A 16947-nucleotide genomic window follows, 5' to 3' on the forward strand; every position below is an offset into this window, starting at 1 on the left:
CGGAGGAGTCCTGAGCGGTTCGCGCGCGGCCGGGACTTCCACAACCGGGGTCTCGCCCTCGCTCTCCTTCAGAATGCGCGACAGATTTTCGCGCCCGGCCGCTTCGCTCTCCTGCTGTTGCTTGCGCTTGCGCCAGCGTTCTTCCAGCGCCTGTACCTGCGCGGCAATGCTGCCGGTGGCTTCCTTGGTTTGCAGGGCCCGGGCTTCCTTGAGGCTGCGATCGGTGCGGACACGGTCGAGGGTCTGGTTCAGGGTCAGCCGTTCCTGATCCAGCTGGCGGGCGCGACGTTCGTTTTCTGCCCTGGCGGCCTCCGCTTCACGGCGCGAGGCTTCCAGATCCTTCAGCAGTGCGGCCTGGCGTTCCTGTTCGGCGGTCGTCCGGTTTTCCAGCGAGACCAGCCGCGCGGCGTTGTCCTGCAGGCGGCGGGCACCCCGTTCGACACCCGCACCGAACCAGGGAAACCAGCGTGCCCGGCGCCAGGCTTCCCCCACATCACCGGATGCCAGCAACCAGTAGAGAGGATCCTGGCGACGGTTGCGCCAGACCTGATTGACCACCGCACGCGTCTCGGCAAGCAGGCGTGCGTGCTCCGCTCCGTTCAGCTCGCGATCATGGGCCAGACTCTGCAGGTGCAGGGCGCTCCGTTGAATGGATTCACGGGTGCGCCCCGAGCGCTCTTCCAGTCGGCGGCCGTGGGATTCCAGTTCCTGGATCAGGCTCTGGGTCGAGGACAGCGAACGCTGGGTACGATCCAGTTTCTGCAGATCCTGCTCCTCGCGGGTGGCCAGTTCGGCGGCCTGGGTCTGGAGCGCATCCAGGGCGTTGCGCAACGAATCCAGTCGGGCCCGGTCTTCTTCCAGGCGGGTGAGGGCCTGACCGGACCCGCTGACCAAGAGCATCAGCAGCAGACAGACAAGCCCGCCCATCGCGCTCAGAGGATGCCCTGAGGGCCAGCGCCCGGGAATGCTCATCAGGGCTCGTGCCGAGGCGCTCTGGACGAGTCGGATGGGGTGCCTGCTGCAGGGTGCGGTTGAAGTTCTCATGTCCAGTCGGCTTTGCGGGTCGGGTTTCGCGGCCTGCCCCGGGGCGTGACAGCGGGGCATTTTAGGGAGCTGAATCGTACCTTTGGCACCCTTCATCGGTGGCCCCTGTGGGCGCGGGTGTCGTGCCCTTCACCCGGGGTGACAACAGGTTGTTCCCCATCATCTTCGAGTTCCGGAATGAGTATAAAATCCACTGCCCTGCTTTCCGTGCACGAGAAGCTGGGTGCCCGCATCGTTGACTTCGCGGGCTATCGCATGCCATTGCAGTACACATCCATCCTGGACGAGCATCAGGCGGTGCGCCAGGCGGCGGGTGTGTTCGATGTGTCGCACATGGGTGAGTTCTTCGTTTCGGGCACGGGCGTGCGCGCGTTCCTCGATTCGGTCACCGTGAACAATGTGGCCAGGCTGAAGCATGGCCAGATTCACTACAGCGCCATGATGACTCCCCAAGGGGGCATCGTCGACGATCTGCTGGTCTATTGTCAGGATGACGAACACTTCATGCTGGTCGTGAACGCCTCCAACCGCGACAAGGACCTGGCCTGGCTGAAATCCCACTGCCCGGCGGGCATCACCATTGACGACCAGAGCGACGACTGGAGTCTGCTGGCCGTGCAGGGGCCGCTGGCCTGGCCGCTGATCGTGGGCCTGAGTGACGAGCCCGGTCTGGATGAGGTGCCGTACTACTGGTTCCGCCACGGACACCTGCGCGGCATTCCGGCCATCATTTCCCGCACCGGCTACACGGGCGAGCGGGGCTTTGAACTGTACGTGCGCAACGAGCACGCGGTGGCACTCTGGGAGCTGCTGTTCCGCGAAGGTGAGGCCATCGGACTCAAGCCCATCGGGTTGGGCGCGCGTGACACGCTGCGCCTCGAGATGAAGTTCGCGCTCTACGGCAACGACATCGACGACACGACCAGCACCATCGAAGCCAATCTGGGCTGGATCACCAAGGCCCGCAAGGGAGATTTCCAGGGCAGCGAGGTGGTCAAGCGCCATCTCGCCGAAGGTGCACCCCGTCTGCTGGTGGGCTTCGAGCTGGTCGAGAAGGGCATTGCGCGCCATGGCCACAGCTGCTGGTCGGGTGACCAGGAAGTCGGTGTGGTCACCTCCGGGGCCATGAGCCCCAGCCTGGGCCGCCCCATCGGCATGGCCTACCTGCCCCCGGCTCTGGCCGCTGAGGGCAGCGAGTTCCAGGTGGAGATCCGCGGGCGCCGGCTGGCGGCACGTGTGGTCCCCACACCGTTCTACAATCCGGAAGTACCCTGCAAGTGAACATGGACGTGTTCTTCACCTTGCCCCAGGTGGGCGAGGATTATCTCAAGGAGGACACCACGGTCGTCGTGATCGATGTCCTTCGTGCCACCACCACCATCTGCCATGCGCTGGCTCACGGCTGCCACAGCCTGATTCCCGTGAGTGACCTGGGCGAGGCCACGGGCTTCGTGGAAAGCCTGGGCCGCGACAACTGCCTGCTGGGCGGCGAAAGGAATGGCCAGAAGATTTCCGGCTTCGATTTCGGCAACAGCCCGGCGGAGTACACGGCCGCCAAAGTGCGTCACCAGAACATCGTCTTCCTCACGACCAATGGCTCACGCATCATCAGCCGCTTCCGATCCGCGTCTCGCGTGCTGATCGCCAGTTTCGCCAACATGAGCCGCGTGGTGAACTTCCTCAAGGAAACCGGCGGCCAGGTCGCCATCTGCTGCGCCGGCCAGCGCGACCAGTTCTGTCTGGAAGACAGCGTCTGCGCGGGCATGATCGTGCAGCGACTGGTCGAGCATTTTCCCGAGGCGCGTCTCAACGACGCGGCCCGCGTGGGACAGGTGCTGGCGGCCTCCTATGCCGACAACCTGAAGGCCTGTTTCGAAGAGGCCAGCCACGGACGGCATCTGCAGTCGATTGGTTTCGAGAGCGATCTGGCGCTCTGTGCCCAGATCGATTCGCTGGAAGTCCTGCCGTTCTATGCCAACGAACGGATCACCCTGGCGCCCGAGCCGAGTCCCCTCCGGGAGTCACGGCCCGTGGACGTCGACGGACCGGCCCTCTCCTGAACCGGGTCCTGCCATGAAACGAGCGCGCACACGCACACCCGGGACGCCCCTGCAGATCCTGGGCATCCCTCTGCTTTTCCTTGGCGTGATCGTGCTGCTCTCGGTCCTGCTTGCCCATTCTCAGGACGATCCGAACCTCCCGCGTGCCGACCTGCTCAACCCGCTTTCGATCGTGGGTGTGTACTGCAGTTACGGGCTGATCAACTTTGGTCTGGGCCGCATCTTCTCGCTGGTCTTCCCCGTGATGCTGATCCAGGCCGGCTGGCTGATGATGCGCAAGGAAAGCGTGCTCGCCCGCTGGCGCCTCTGGCTGGGCCAGTTCGCGCTCTGCGTGGCCGGCGCGCTCAGCCTGAGCCTGATTCTGGCGCCGGGCATGCACGAAGCGGCCACCTCGGGCGGCTGGTGGGCCGGCAGCTGGTTGATCCTGCTCTCGGGTTGGCTGATCGAACGAGCCAGCCTGCTGGGCACGGTGCTGATCGTGCTCGCCTTTGACCTGGTGGTGATCTCGCTGGTCTTCGCCATCAGCCCCGGACACTGGACCGACGGAATCGCGGCCTTCGGTGCACGGCTCAAGGAGCGCTGGCTGGACTGGCGCGTGTCACGCGCCGAGAAGCGGGAAGCCCGCGATCGTCAGCGGGCCAAGGAACGCAAGGAGCAGGAACAGGCCGCCGCAGCCGCGGCCGCCGAAGCGGCCAAGCTCGAGAAGGAACTGAAGAAGGCCGAGGAAGTCCGGCGACGCCAGGAGCAGGAAAACGAGCGTGAGCGCCTGCGCGAGGAAATGCGCCAGCGCGCCGAGGCTCCCATTCCCCGCGTGTCCGATCCTGAAGAAGGGGCCGACGAGGAGTCCGAACCCATTCTGGCGGAAGATGATTCCCAGCCGGACACGGAGTCCGAACCGGAGCTGGACGAGGACGGCCAGGTCGTGATTCCCTTCGAGGTCACCGAGGAAGTCATCGAGGAAGAGAAGCGCTTCCAGGCCGAGAAGGTGCGCGAGTACCGCTACAAGCCGCCCCCCGTGAGCCTGCTGAACAATCCTCCCGACGACGAATACCATGTGACCACCGAGGACATGGAGTCCATCTCGCGCATGCTGGAAACCACTCTGGCCGACTTCAATGTGGACGCCAGGGTGGTGCATGTGAACCCGGGTCCCGTGATCACGCGTTACGATCTGGAACCCGCGGCGGGCGTCAAGGTCAACCGCATCGTGACACTGGCCGACGATCTGGCGCTGGCCCTGCGCGCCGAGCGCATCCGCATCATCGCGCCCGTGCCGGGCAAGGCCGCGGTGGGCGTCGAGATTCCCAACAAGGTGCGCAACACGGTGTACATGAAGACCATCGTCAACAGCGAGGCCTTCGTCAACGCCAAGAGCCCGCTGGCGCTGGCCTTTGGCAAGACATCCAGCGGCGAGTCCTATGTGGCCGATCTGCGCTCGATGCCCCATTTGCTGATCGCGGGGCAGACCGGCGCGGGCAAGTCGGTGTGCGTCAACTCGATCATCTGCTCGATCCTGCTGCGCGCCAATCCCACCGAAGTGCAGTTCGTGATGATCGATCCCAAGATGATCGAGCTCTCCGATTACAAGCGCATCGCAAGGCATTTTCTGGCCTGGATGCCCGGGCTGGAAGGCGAGGTGATCACCGATCCCAAGGATGCGGTCACGGTGCTGGAAGCCTGCGAACGGGAGATGGATCGCCGCTACCGCTACCTGAGCGAAACCGGATTCCGCAACATCCAGGAGTTCAACGAAGCCTTCGAGGAAGGCGAGATCGTCACCATGTCCGACGGGGTGCCCGCCAAGAAGATGGTCTACCTGGTGATCATCGTGGACGAGCTGGCCGACCTGATGATGACCGCGGGCAAGGACATCGAATTCAGCATCGCCCGTCTGGCCCAGAAGGCCCGCGCGGTGGGCATGCACCTGGTGGTGGCCACCCAGCGACCCAGTGTGGACGTGCTGACCGGCATGATCAAGGCCAACTTCCCGGCACGCATCGCCTTTGCCGTGAGACAGAAAGTGGACAGCCGCACCATCATTGACGCCATGGGCGCCGACAAGCTGCTGGGCAAGGGCGACATGCTCTACCTTGCCACCTCCACGCCGGAGCCGCTGCGCATTCACAACAACTTCATCAGCGGCAAGGAAATCCGCCGGATCATCGATCACATCCGGCGCCAGAGCGTGGACTTCGACAAGTTCTGTCTGCCCGGTGAAGCCCCCGGCAACAAGACCTTCGCGATGGAAGCCGCCGAACGCGACGACCTGTTCATGGAAGCGGCCGAACATGTGATCCGCAGCAAGCAGGGTTCCATCAGCGTGCTGCAGCGGCGCCTGCGCATCGGCCACAGCCGGGCCAGCCGCCTGATTGACGAACTGGAACTGGCCGGGGTCGTGGGCCCCTTCGATGGCAGCAAGGCCCGGGAAGTCCTGGTGGACGAGAGCTGGCTGGACCAGAATGCACAGGGCGGTCAGGACGCAGCCCCATTCTGAACGCGAGCCGGGCTGACGGAACCCTGAAGGGGGTGAACCGGGTTCGCTGGGTGCGGGCCTTGCGGAATGTCCTGGCCTGCAGTGCGGGCTGGACCATAAGGAAGGGCACTCCATGAGTGGACTGATCAGGACGATCCTGTGCTTGCTGCTGGCGTTCTGCCTGACGGCGGGGGCAGCGGACGGCGACCGGGTGCTCAAGGACATCAAGTCCCGTTATGCCGGTTCCGAGGCCTGGCGCATCGCCTTCGAACATGAATGCCTCTGGAAGGATGAGGGGGTGTCCACCAGTGATTCGGGGCGTCTGCTGCTGCAGCAGAAAGCCTTCCGGGTGGATCTGGCCGGACAGCACCTGCTGTCCGACGGCAAGACACTCTGGCGCTGGCACGACGAAGGCGGTCAGGTTCTGGTGGAAACCCTGGGGCAGACCGAGGACGTGATTCTGCCCCAGCAGCTGCTGGTGGAGCTGGATCAGCGCTTCAAGGCGGGCACGGCCCAGGCTCCGGAACAGAACCGGCGCATCGTGCCGCTGACTCCGCGCGGCGACAGCCAGTTCATGCAGGACGTCACGCTGGAAGCCTCGCGCACCCAGGGAGCCTGGCAGCTGGAAGTGCTGAGTTACGAGGACATCCAGGGCAACCGGCATTCCTATCGCCTGCAGGACCGCCAGGGCTGGAGCCGGGCCAGTCTGCCCGATTCGTTGGGAGCCGCATTCCACTTCGAATTGCCGGTGGGCTTTGAACTGATCGATCTGCGCTGAAAGCATGAAAACACGCACGCCATCCAGCACTGCCGGAGCCGGACGCTCATGAGTCGTAGCCACTGGTTCTCATTGCTGGTGTCGCTGATCTTCCTGTACCTCTTCCTCTTTGACCCGTCGCCGGCCCAGCTCTGGAACGGAACGGCCGGAGTGGGCGAGGCGCTGTTCCGCAACCGGATCCACTGGGCCGAGGTGGGAGAGCAGATCGCGCGGATGCACCTGGGCTGGTTCAGTCTGGCTTTCAGCTCGCTGATCCTGGCGATGTGCGTGCGGGCCGTGCGCTGGCAGGTGATTGTCAACCCGATGAAAAAATTGAGCTTCGGGGTGATGTTCGGCCTCAACAATCTGGGCTACATGGCCAACAATCTGTTGCCCATGCGTCTGGGCGAATTGCTGCGCGGCATCTATCTGGCCCGCAAGGCGGGCATGCCGGTTTCATCGGCCATGGCAACCGTGGTGCTCGAACGGGTCTTCGACATGCTGGGCGCGCTGGGCTGCCTCTTCGCCCTGCTGGTGTTCGTGCCGCTGGCAATCCTGGGTGACCGGGGACCCCTGGTGCACGGGCTGCTGCCCACCCTGAGCTGGATCGTTGGCACGGGGTTGGTGTTGCTGGTTGCTCTGGTCGTTTTCCGTGAGCGTGTGCAAAGCCGGCTGAATCGCATGGCGCTGATTCTGCCTGCCAGACTTGCCGATATGGTGACAAGGCTCCTGGATTCGTTCATCAAGGGCCTGGCGATCCTCGAATCGCCCTGGCGCACACTGTGGCTGGTCGTCCTGACCGGCATCCTGTACGGTTGTTACTACCTGTCTCTGAAAACCATGATGCTGGCCATGGGGCTCAACAGCATCAGTCTGCCGTTGCTGGCTGCGCACCCGCTGGGCTCCATCCTGCTGGTGCTGGTGTTCGTGACGGTGGGTTACATGATTCCGGCCGCCCCCGGGGCAATCGGCACCAGCCAGTACTTCACGGCCATTGGCCTGGGGCTGTTGGGCGCGGATGCCAGCCGAGCCGCCGGATTCGCGCTGGTGAATCACTTCCTGACCTATGTGGTGCTCACCAGTCTGGGCTTTCTGGCCTTGTTCACACTTCGTATCCGTTTTGCGGAACTGATTTCGATCCAGCAGGAGCGTTCATGAACAGCGAGCGACATTCCAGCCATTCCCACGACGAGTCGGGCCTGCACGGCATCACCCTGCTGGACCTGTACCGCAGCCTGTTCCAGGGGCGGTATTACATCGTGGGTTTCCTGGTCCTGGCCGTCAGCATCACCCTGTATCTCAATTCCAATCTGGAATACGTCTACCGCAGCACGGCCACCGCGATGGTGATCACCCAGAACCCCTGGGAGTCCGGCGCGCTGGTGAACTCGGTGCGCAACACGCCCTCGCTGAGCATCACCGACCAGCTGCAGATCCTGGGCAGCCGCAAGCTGGCCCTGCAGGCGGTGCAGGAAGTGATGGGCTCGCAGTACGCGGACCAGCTGTACCTGCTGGGCTACCCTGAAAAACCGCTGGGCAACAGCATTGATTTCGCCACCAACGAGTTGCTGGGTGCGCTGACCGTGAAGCAGGTGAGCAATTCCAACGTGCTCGCGATCAGCGTGGAAGCCCCTTCGGGATTCGAGGCGGCCTATCTGGCGAACACGGTCACACGCAAGTTCCAGGAGCAGAATCAGCAGTTCAGCCGTGCCGAGTACACCGAACTGACCGATTTCCTCAAGGCGCAGCTGGACCAGGTGCACGCCAGGCTTTCCGAGGCCGAACTGCATCTGGCGGGTTTCAAGGAAGACACCAAGCTGGCCGCCCTGGATGTGGAAACCCAGGCCATCGTGGAGCAGAGCGCCTCGGCGCGTGCCCAGTTGAACGCGATCGATCTTGAACTTCAGTCCAATGAGATCACCCTGGGCGAACTGCGCGCCAACTATTCGCAGGGGCAGTCGTCCGTGATCGAGGATCTCGAGAATCTCAACAACGCCACCATTGACCGTCTGGTGGACGACATTTCCCTTCGTGAAGCCGATGTGGCCAGCATCCGTGCCAAGGGCGAGACGGGCAGCGAGCAGTACATCACCAAGATGGAAGACGAGCTGCGTCGCCTGCGCGAAGCCCTGTCGGCCGAAACACGCAAGCTGGCCGCCACGGGCATGAAGTCCGCCGATCCGCTGGGCACCATGCAGCAGACCTTTGACCGCATCGTTCAACTGGATGTGGAGAACAAGGCGCTGCGCAGCACGCGCCGTCTGCAGGAAGAGACCGTGCAGGCCTTCGAGGCCCAGCTGGCGCGTCTGCCCGAGACCAGTCTGGACTATGTGCGTCTCACACGCGAAGTCGAGATCAACGAGAAACTGTACCGCCTGCTCACCGAGAAGTACCAGGAAAATCAGGTGATGGCCGCGGGCAAGATCGGCAACGTGCAGCTCATCGATACGGCCGAGGTGCCCGAAGCACCCATCAGCCCCAACAAGAAACTGAACCTGCTGATCGGAATCTTCGTGGGTCTGCTGCTGGGCCTGGGGCTCTCGCTGCTGAACTTCCTGCTGGACAGCCGGATGATCACGCCCGAGGATCTGAAGAGCTTCAACCGGCCGGTGCGCGGTGTGATACCCAGCATCAATGTGCGCAAGCTGGACACGGTGCTCAAGAAAGAGAAGCTGGAAGGGCTGGGCTCCGAGTACCGGGCCAAGATCCAGCACAAGCTGATCACCCACTTCAGCCCCAAGAGCCCCATCAGCGAGGCCTACCGCAGCCTGCGTACTCAGTTGCTGATCGACCTGGGCGGCAGCGAGGAGAAGACCAGCGAACGCAAGGTGGTGATGGTGACTTCCAGCACCACCCAGGAAGGCAAGAGCCTGACCTGCGCCAACCTGGCCGTGACCATTGCCCAGACCGGACGGCGCACCCTGCTGATCGATGCGGACATGCGCCGCCCCACGGCCCACCGCAACTTCAGCCTGGAACGCGGCGAAGGCCTGAGCAACCTGCTGGGCAACGGGCATCAGCCCGAGGCACTCGTGTGTGATACGGACATCGAGAACCTGTACGTGATCACCGCAGGCCCGATTCCGGCCAACCCGGCCGAGCTGCTGGGCAGCCAGAAGATGCGTGACCTGCTGGACTGGGCGCGCGCCCATTACGACTTCGTGCTGGTGGATACGCCACCCGTGCTGCCGGTGACCGACCCGGTGGTGATCTCGCAGCTGGTCGACGGGGTGATGGTGGTGGTGCGCAGTCGCCACAGCCACCGCCGCGAACTGCAGCTGGCGCTCTCGGGCCTCAGTTCCGTCTCGGCCAACATCATGGGCATGATCCTGAACGATTACGACCTGAAGCGGATCTACGGCAGTTACTACTACTACTATCACTACTACGACAACTACTACTACTACCGCAAGGACAACGGGCGCAAGGACCGCCAGCGGCGCAAGCGGCGCCGGAGCGCACCCCAGGAGGCCTGAGCGGAAAGGCGGCCCGCGTGAGAATCACCGTCCTGGCCGTGGGCTCCCGCGGTGACGTGCAACCCGTGCTGGCTCTGGCGCTCGCGCTGCAGCAGGCGGGTCACGTCGTGAGACTGGGCACGCACGATGTCTTCCGTCCGCTGGCCGAATCACATGGCATGGACGTTCACGTACTGCGCGGGCTCTCGATAGATGACCTGATGCACACGATGACCGCAGGCGGCGGGCAGCGCCGGGGCGGACGCTTCTTTGGCGAGTTCTTCCGCGGCATGGGCCTGATTCGCGAAGGTCTAGAAGGCCTGCAGGATTCCTGTCTGGAGGCAGCCGCGGATGCCGAACTGCTGTGCATCAGCCCCCAGTTGCTGGCCTTCGCCGCCTCGCTGGCGGAGACCGGAGGACCCGTTCAGGCCTGTCTGTCCCTGCAGCCGATGGCACCCACGGGCCAGTTCCCCTCACCATTCATGGGCACCCGTTCCCTGGGGCCCTGGCTCAATCGAATGAGCTACACGGCTCCGGCCCATCTTTTCTGGCCCTTCGTCTCACGCACGTTCAACCACTGGCGCGACACCCGGCTGGGCTTGGGCCCCGTGGGGGCCTCCACTGCGGCTCGCTGGCTGAAGTTCCAGCGTGACCTGTTCTGCGGTTTCAGCGAACACGTGGTGCCACGCCCGCCCGACTGGTCCTCACATGTCCAGACCTGTGGTTACTGGCGTCTGGTGAGTGATGGCTGGTGCCCTTCCGTTGAACTTGAGCGCTTTCTGGCGGCGGGGCCGCCACCGCTGGCGATCGGATTCGGCAGCATGGCCGATGGCGAAGCGGAACGCACTCTGTCCACAGTGCTCGAGGCGCTGGAGCTGAGCGGTCGCCGGGCGGTGATCCAGACATCGCTGAGCGGCACAGAGGGCCGTGGATTGCCGGAGACGGTGCATCGAGCCGACGATCTGCCCCACGACTGGCTCTTTCCCCGCTGCGCGGCGGTCGTGCATCACGCGGGGGCGGGCACGGCCGGTGAAACCATGCGCGCGGGCATTCCCTCGATTCCCGTTCCCTGGGCCTTCGAGCAACCCTGGTGGGCCCGGCGCATGCAACAGCTGGGCGTGGCCACGGCCCCTTTGCCGCGCCATCGGCTCACCGCGCAGGCACTGGCCCAGCGGATCACCCAGGCCTGCGACGACGCCAGTTTGCGCATGCGCGCGCGGAATCTGGGGCACGCCTTGCAGGCCGAGGATGGCCTGGCCTGCGCGGTTTCCCGACTGGAACGGCTGGTGGAGACTCGGCAGGCGCGGGGATTGGGCTGACGCCCACGCTGGTCTGTCGGCACCCGCAAGGGCTGGCACATGCTTTGCTTCCGGTGGGAGATCCAGCCGGACACACGAGGAATTCATTGGGACTGCTTCACGCAAGTCGTTCAGGAACAGGTGCTTTCGTTTTCTGCGAGGCACATTCGTTCTCAGCCTTCCCTGGCAGTCCGGTCACACAGCGTCTGACACACGATACACTCTGCTCTCCCGGTACGCCACTCAGCTGGCCAGAGAGACTTTCACTGGAGGACCCATGCGCCCTGTCATCAGCGGATTGATCGTTCTGGCCACCAGCCTGATTCTGAAGGCGGGCGAGCTCTCTCCCGGTCTGCAGACTCTGTTGTCCCGAACTCCCGACCTGGAAGAACTGAAGGTTCTGGTGGTTCTGGAGGACCAGGCGCCGATTTCCGTCCTGGACCGCCAGATGCACGAGGCGCGCACTCCCATGGCCGTGCGCCACGCCCGGGTCATCCGCTCGCTCCAGGATGTGGCAGCGCGCTCCCAGCCCGCAGTCGAACAAGGTCTGAAGGATCTGCAGCTGGCGGGCAAGGTGCTTGGGTACACACCGTACTGGCTGGTGAACGCGTTCGTGGTGCGCACCACCGCGGACATGGTGCCGGCACTGGCTGCGATGGACGGAGTGTCCGTCGTTGAGCCCGACCTGGTGGTTGAACTGATCGAGCCGATTGCTTCTACCGCGTCGCGAGAAGGTGAGCGCGAGATCGGCATCACCGAAGCCCTGCGCTCCATGGACGTGGACCGGGTGTGGTACGAGCTGGGCATCCGCGGCGAAGGGGCCATCGTGGGCAATCTGGACACGGGCGTGAATGTCAACCATGAGTCGCTTGTATCGCGCTGGCGGGGCAACGATGCTCCCGCCAGTGAATGCTGGCTGGATGTGCTGGGCGCCAGCACGACGCCATCGGACGGAAACGGACACGGCAGCCATGTCATGGGCACGATCACAGGCCTGGCCAGTGGCGACAGCATCGGTGTGGCACCGGAGGCCACCTGGATCGCCTGCAACGCCATCAACCAGAGTGTTGGAGCCGGGTTCGACAACGATGTGCTGGATGCCCTGCAGTGGTTCTCCGATCCGGACGGAAATCCGGACACTGATGCCGAAGTGCCCGACGTGATCCAGAACTCATGGGGCGTGGCCGAATTCTTCTCGGGATACGTCGACTGCGACAGCCGCTGGTGGACTGCGATTGACAACTGCGAGGCCGCGGGTGTGGTGCTGACCTGGTCCGCGGGCAACGAAGGCTCCGGTGCCGCCACCCTGCGCAGTCCGGCTGACCGCGCGCTCACGCCCACCAGTTGTTTCAGTGTGGGCAGCACGATCCAGACGGCCCCCTTCACCATCAGTGACTTCTCGAGCCGTGGACCCACCAACTGCACCTCGGACTTTCCGATCAAGCCGGAAGTGGTGGCCCCCGGATCCGACATCTACTCGGCGGATGGCTTCAATCCCACGGGGTATGTCCTGCTCTCGGGCACCTCGATGGCCGGTCCCCACGTGGCCGGTGTGGTGGGTCTGATGCGCAGCGCCAATCCCGAGCTGGATGTGGAGAGCATCAAGCAGATCCTGATGGACACGGCCACCGATCTGGGCACGCCCGGTGAGGACAATGTCTACGGCCATGGTTTCGTGAACGCCTACGCTGCCGTGGAGGCCGCGATGGTCAACTGGGTCACCGTGTCCGGTGTGGTGCGCGACGGCCAGGGCATGGCCCCGCTTGCGGGCGCCAGGATCCGTGTGGACGGCGCCGGCATCGACGCATTCACCGAACCGGACGGGAGCTACAGCGTGACCCTGATGGCCGAGCCGCGAACCTTCACGGTCAGTGTCTGGGGCTATGCCAGCCAATCGGCCCTGCTGGAACTGGTGGAGGGCGAAGACCTGGTCCGGGACTGGGTCCTGCAGGCGGTGCCCAATGCGGTGCTGTCCGGCGTGGTGCACGATGCGGGTGGCAATCCCTTGCAGGCGGCTCTGGTGAGTGTCCTGGACACACCTCTGGATCCCATCTACTCGGCGTTCGACGGCAGTTTCCAGTTTACCCTGCCGGCGGGCGAGACCTATGTGGTGCGCAGCCAGGGCAGCAGTGGCGCAGTCAGTGTGCCACTGGGCCCCGATGCCCATGGGTACCGGGCCTTCGATCTGGCGGACGGCGACTGGGATGAACAGATTGTGCAGTTGAGTCCTCAGGGAAGCGACGTTGTGCTTCAGGGGGTGAACCGGGTGGAGAACTTCGTGCATCTCCCGATCGACCCCGTTGACGGAGGCCCCGGCACGGCTCTTGTCTTTGGTCAGTCCGATGACAACCGCGTGCACCACCTGGACCTGCCCTTCGTCTTCATGTATTACGGACAAGCATTCAGCGAGATCTCGGTCTCGGCCAACGGCTGGGTCGCCTTGGGTTACAGCGACAGCGAGGACTTCTCGGGTTTTGACATCCCCGATCCGGATGACGGTCCGCTTGCCATGCTGGCTCCTTTCTGGGAAGACCTCTCGCCCCAGGTCAGTGCCAGCGGAAGCGTGTCCACCTGGTACGATCAGGCCGGTGGGCAGTTCGTGATCGAGTACAACCACATCCGTCAGCTGACCCCCACGTCCGCGCTGGAAACCTTTGCCGTACACCTGCTGGACCCCGCCGTGCACCCCAGCCTGAGCGGGGATGGCTCGATCGTCTTCTGGTACGGAACCGTGAGCAACTCGGACAACACCGCGGTGGGCATCGAAAGCCCCGATGGCGAGGACGGGCTGCAGATCTGGAATGGCCGCTTTGATGGCAGCAACACACCCGGAGGGCTGTTGTCGCCCACCTGCGTACCCATCGTCAGTGGTGCGGTCGTGCTGTTCACCACCGGACTGGGTGAGCCGCAGCATGCACCGCCCCTGCCCGTGCAGGACCTGAGCATCACGACCGTGGGTGGCATGACGCACCTGCAGTGGACTGCCAGCGGCGGGGCGAGTTCCTACCGCATCGAACGCTCCATCGATGGCGGGCCCTGGCAGGTGCTTGGCACAACCGCGGACACCCAGTGGATGGAGCCGCGCTCATTGGGCAACCGCCGCTTCCGCGTGGTCGCCCAGAACTGACTTTCATCGAATGTGTGGTGCATCATGAAAAGCCACACACGGGCGTCCTGCCTCAAGATCCGCAACCCATCAGACATTGCAAGGGCCCCAAAGCGGGGCCCTTTTCATGTGACACGAGCCACATCACTTCAGCAACGGCACGGGCAACGAATGCATGATGCCTCGCTCGGGGCTTGGCAGGAGACGATCGCCAGCGAGGCGAAGCCATCATCCCTTCCCTCGCGCAGCAGGGGAAGGCCTGCCGAAGGCAGGGTGGGATGGGGGCCATTCGTGGCATGACGGACCAGTTGTGTCTTGCTCCGCGAGTGTGTCACCACCCACCTGAGCACAGGGATAGAACGACAGATTCGCCCCGCCAGCCCCACACACGCGATCCGCCCACGCCCGCCCGTGGATTCCCCACGGGCTACGGATGTGTGATGCCCCATTCGGGGCTTGGCTGGCAGCGATTGTGTGCCGGGGCGAAGCCATGATCACCTTCCCTCGCGCCAGCGGGGGAAGGCACGCCGAAGGCGTGATGGGATGGGGGCCATGTGTGGCTTGGCGCAGTTGGTGTATGGAATGATGAATGCGACACAACCCAAAGCGTCGCTTTGGGTTGGGGAAACAGCGCCCCTGCGGGGCGTCCTATTTCAGCAGCAGGATCTTCTGCGTCCGCGATTCCCCGCCTGCAGACAGCTTCACGATGTAGACTCCGCTGGCCAAATCACTGGCATCCCATCGCACATGGTGCTCGCCCGCGCTCTCCAGTCCGGAAACGATTGTCCGCACCTTCTGCCCCAGCACGTTGTACACGGACAGTTCAACCTGCAGCGGGCGGTTGAGGACATAGCCCAGAGTGGTCACGGGATTGAAGGGATTGGGGAACGCCGGCCGCAGTTCGAAGCTGCCCGGATGCGCCTGGGGTTTCTTGAGCGGTGTACGCACGGCCACCAGGTGATCCAGCGTGCCCGCATGGGGTCCACCGGTGAAGCCGATGTCGTTGCGCGTGGTGCCCTGGCTGGGCCAGAGGGCGAAACCGGGGTTGTCGGGGTCTCCGATATCGTCGTAGTCCGTGTCCGGATGACCGGCGTCGATGGCTGGGGAGATGGGCGAGAGCCAAGGGGCGCCCAGCTCCTCATCGAAAAGGGGATCCATGCCCACCAGATTGCCGATGCCGGGCACAGGCTCTTCGACCATGTTGTACTCCCAGGTTTGAGGTGTGGGAGTGATGAACTGGATCAGTTGATCGTACTCATTCCCGTGGAACACACTGTTGCGAACGATCAGTGTCGTGGGTGTCCAGAGGCTGATCAGGTGACGGATGTTGCTGCAGCCGACAGCCGTCACATTGTCCAGCTCAATGATCGCCTGATTGTTGTTCCAACCCCAGAGAAGTCCTTGCTTGCTCAAGTACTGATACTGAGGCTGCAGCCAATTGGGGCCACCCAACACCGTTTCGACACACACATTGCGCAGCTTCTTGATTCCGCGACTTGAGGGAACACCGAATGCCGTACGCTTCACATTCCGAAGGCAAGCACCCTCAAGCACGCCTTCCCCGCCAATCCTGATTCCACCATCATCACAGTTCTCAAGAAGTATCCCTTTTGCGTCCAGGTATTCCGAATCAAACCAAAGCGTGAAACCAGGGCCGGAGTAGGCAATGCCATCGGAGGCGATCACTTCCGGTATGGGGTTGTCCATTCGGCTGTTGCGCACGGTCAGATTGCGGACCACCATGGTGTCCACCGCCCAGGCCATGAACTCTCGCCCCCGGTTCTCCCTGGGCTCAAACTCGGGCCGGACATCCGTGTAGACATCCAGGTCGTCCACGCGGTTGTTCTCGAAGTGCACATTCTCCAGCCTGCGATTTCCCCAGGCCATCCAGACCATGGCGTTGTAAACCGGTGCATTGCCGGGGGTATCACCCACGTTCGGATCGGGTGCCATGATCACCGAGTTGTTGCGGATGCTGGCGTCGATCAGGTCACACCGCGTCAGAGAGATGAAGGGGTGGGGATAGTTGAACGCCGCGTTGGTGCTGTCGCCCTGGATGTTGTCATGGAAGTTCAGATTGCGCAGCACATGGCCATTATCAGTATCGGAGAAAAGATAGATCATGGAGGACTCATCGGTCGCCATCCGGTTGTGATGCACATGTACACCGTCAAAGATGACGGGGCCGGCCCTCATCGCTGCGGTCAGAAGATTCGTGGAATCGCCTCCAGCAAATTCGAGGTTCCGAACTATCATGGTGGGGCCATTGGCTCCAACCACACTCTCCCCTAGACTCAGTTGACAGCCTTCCGAGTAGATGTTGCAAATGGAGGAGTTGTTCGTTGGTGTGAAGCCCTGCCAGCGCAGTTCGGCTTTCCCTTTACAGTTGACGATTCGAACATTCGACAATGCCAATGAGTCCATATCACTGTGAAACTGTTTCAGGACTGGGCAATCGGTACCCCCACCATCCCAGTAGAAACCATCCACTATCAAGCGGCTTTGCGTGGCGTGGATCTGAAAGGCATGGGCCGGGAACACCGTGGTCTCGACCTGTGTCCCCCGGCAGTGAATGCGCCTCAGGGTAAGGGATCCGGTGGAGTACCAATCCTGCCCGTACACACCATGGAACAGGATCGAGGCCTTGTCAGGAGCCCTGCAATCGGCAAATACTACATCTTCGAAGACAGCACTACTTACTCCGGAGCCCATCTGGACCGCACCCGCACGGACCTGGTATGTGTATGGAGCATC

At 63.3% G+C, this 16947-nt stretch carries 10 protein-coding genes; 8 read left to right on the plus strand and 2 right to left on the minus strand.

Annotated elements, in window-relative coordinates; all coding sequences use genetic code 11:
• On the minus strand, positions 1–972 hold a 972-nt coding region (locus tag H6678_15435; GenBank protein ID MCB9475194.1), incomplete at its 3' end, for a hypothetical protein.
• A 249-nt stretch (positions 973–1221) separates the two neighbouring features.
• Between H6678_15435 and gcvT the strand changes: the two genes are divergently transcribed.
• The 8 genes from gcvT (at position 1222) to H6678_15475 (ending at position 14214) form a co-directional block, all read left to right on the plus strand.
• Positions 1222–2325, plus strand: a complete 1104-nt coding sequence (gene gcvT / locus H6678_15440) for a glycine cleavage system aminomethyltransferase GcvT (protein ID MCB9475195.1) — start codon at positions 1222–1224, stop codon at positions 2323–2325.
• Entirely contained in the window at positions 2322–3104 is a 783-nt protein-coding gene (locus H6678_15445; protein MCB9475196.1) for a 2-phosphosulfolactate phosphatase, read from the plus strand. The genes gcvT and H6678_15445 overlap by 4 nt, the downstream gene beginning before the upstream one ends.
• Positions 3105–3117: 13 nt before the next feature.
• On the plus strand, positions 3118–5598 hold the full coding sequence (locus H6678_15450; GenBank protein MCB9475197.1) for a hypothetical protein: 2481 nt from the start codon (positions 3118–3120) through the stop codon (positions 5596–5598).
• Positions 5599–5710: 112 nt separating this feature from the next.
• Complete coding sequence (locus H6678_15455; GenBank protein MCB9475198.1) at positions 5711–6355, plus strand: hypothetical protein; 645 nt, start codon at positions 5711–5713, stop codon at positions 6353–6355.
• 48 nt (positions 6356–6403) lie between these two features.
• The gene (locus tag H6678_15460; protein ID MCB9475199.1) at positions 6404–7492 is read left to right on the plus strand and encodes a flippase-like domain-containing protein; all 1089 of its coding nucleotides are present in this window, start codon (positions 6404–6406) and stop codon (positions 7490–7492) included.
• Complete coding sequence (locus tag H6678_15465; GenBank protein ID MCB9475200.1) at positions 7489–9810, plus strand: polysaccharide biosynthesis tyrosine autokinase; 2322 nt, start codon at positions 7489–7491, stop codon at positions 9808–9810. The genes H6678_15460 and H6678_15465 overlap by 4 nt, the downstream gene beginning before the upstream one ends.
• 17 nt (positions 9811–9827) lie before the next feature.
• Positions 9828–11108: a glycosyltransferase gene (locus H6678_15470; GenBank protein ID MCB9475201.1), complete on the plus strand. Its 1281-nt coding sequence runs from the start codon at positions 9828–9830 to the stop codon at positions 11106–11108.
• Positions 11109–11364: 256 nt separating this feature from the next.
• Positions 11365–14214 (plus strand): S8 family serine peptidase, encoded by a 2850-nt coding sequence (locus H6678_15475; protein ID MCB9475202.1) that lies wholly within the window; start codon positions 11365–11367, stop codon positions 14212–14214.
• Positions 14215–14841: 627 nt separating this feature from the next.
• Here H6678_15475 and H6678_15480 read toward each other — a convergent pair.
• Complete coding sequence (locus tag H6678_15480; GenBank protein MCB9475203.1) at positions 14842–16317, minus strand: T9SS type A sorting domain-containing protein; 1476 nt, start codon at positions 16315–16317, stop codon at positions 14842–14844.
• Positions 16318–16947 lie beyond the last annotated feature (630 nt).

It is taken from the genome of Candidatus Delongbacteria bacterium (assembly GCA_020634015.1).
Lineage (GTDB): Bacteria > CAIWAD01 > CAIWAD01 > CAIWAD01 > CAIWAD01 > JACKCN01.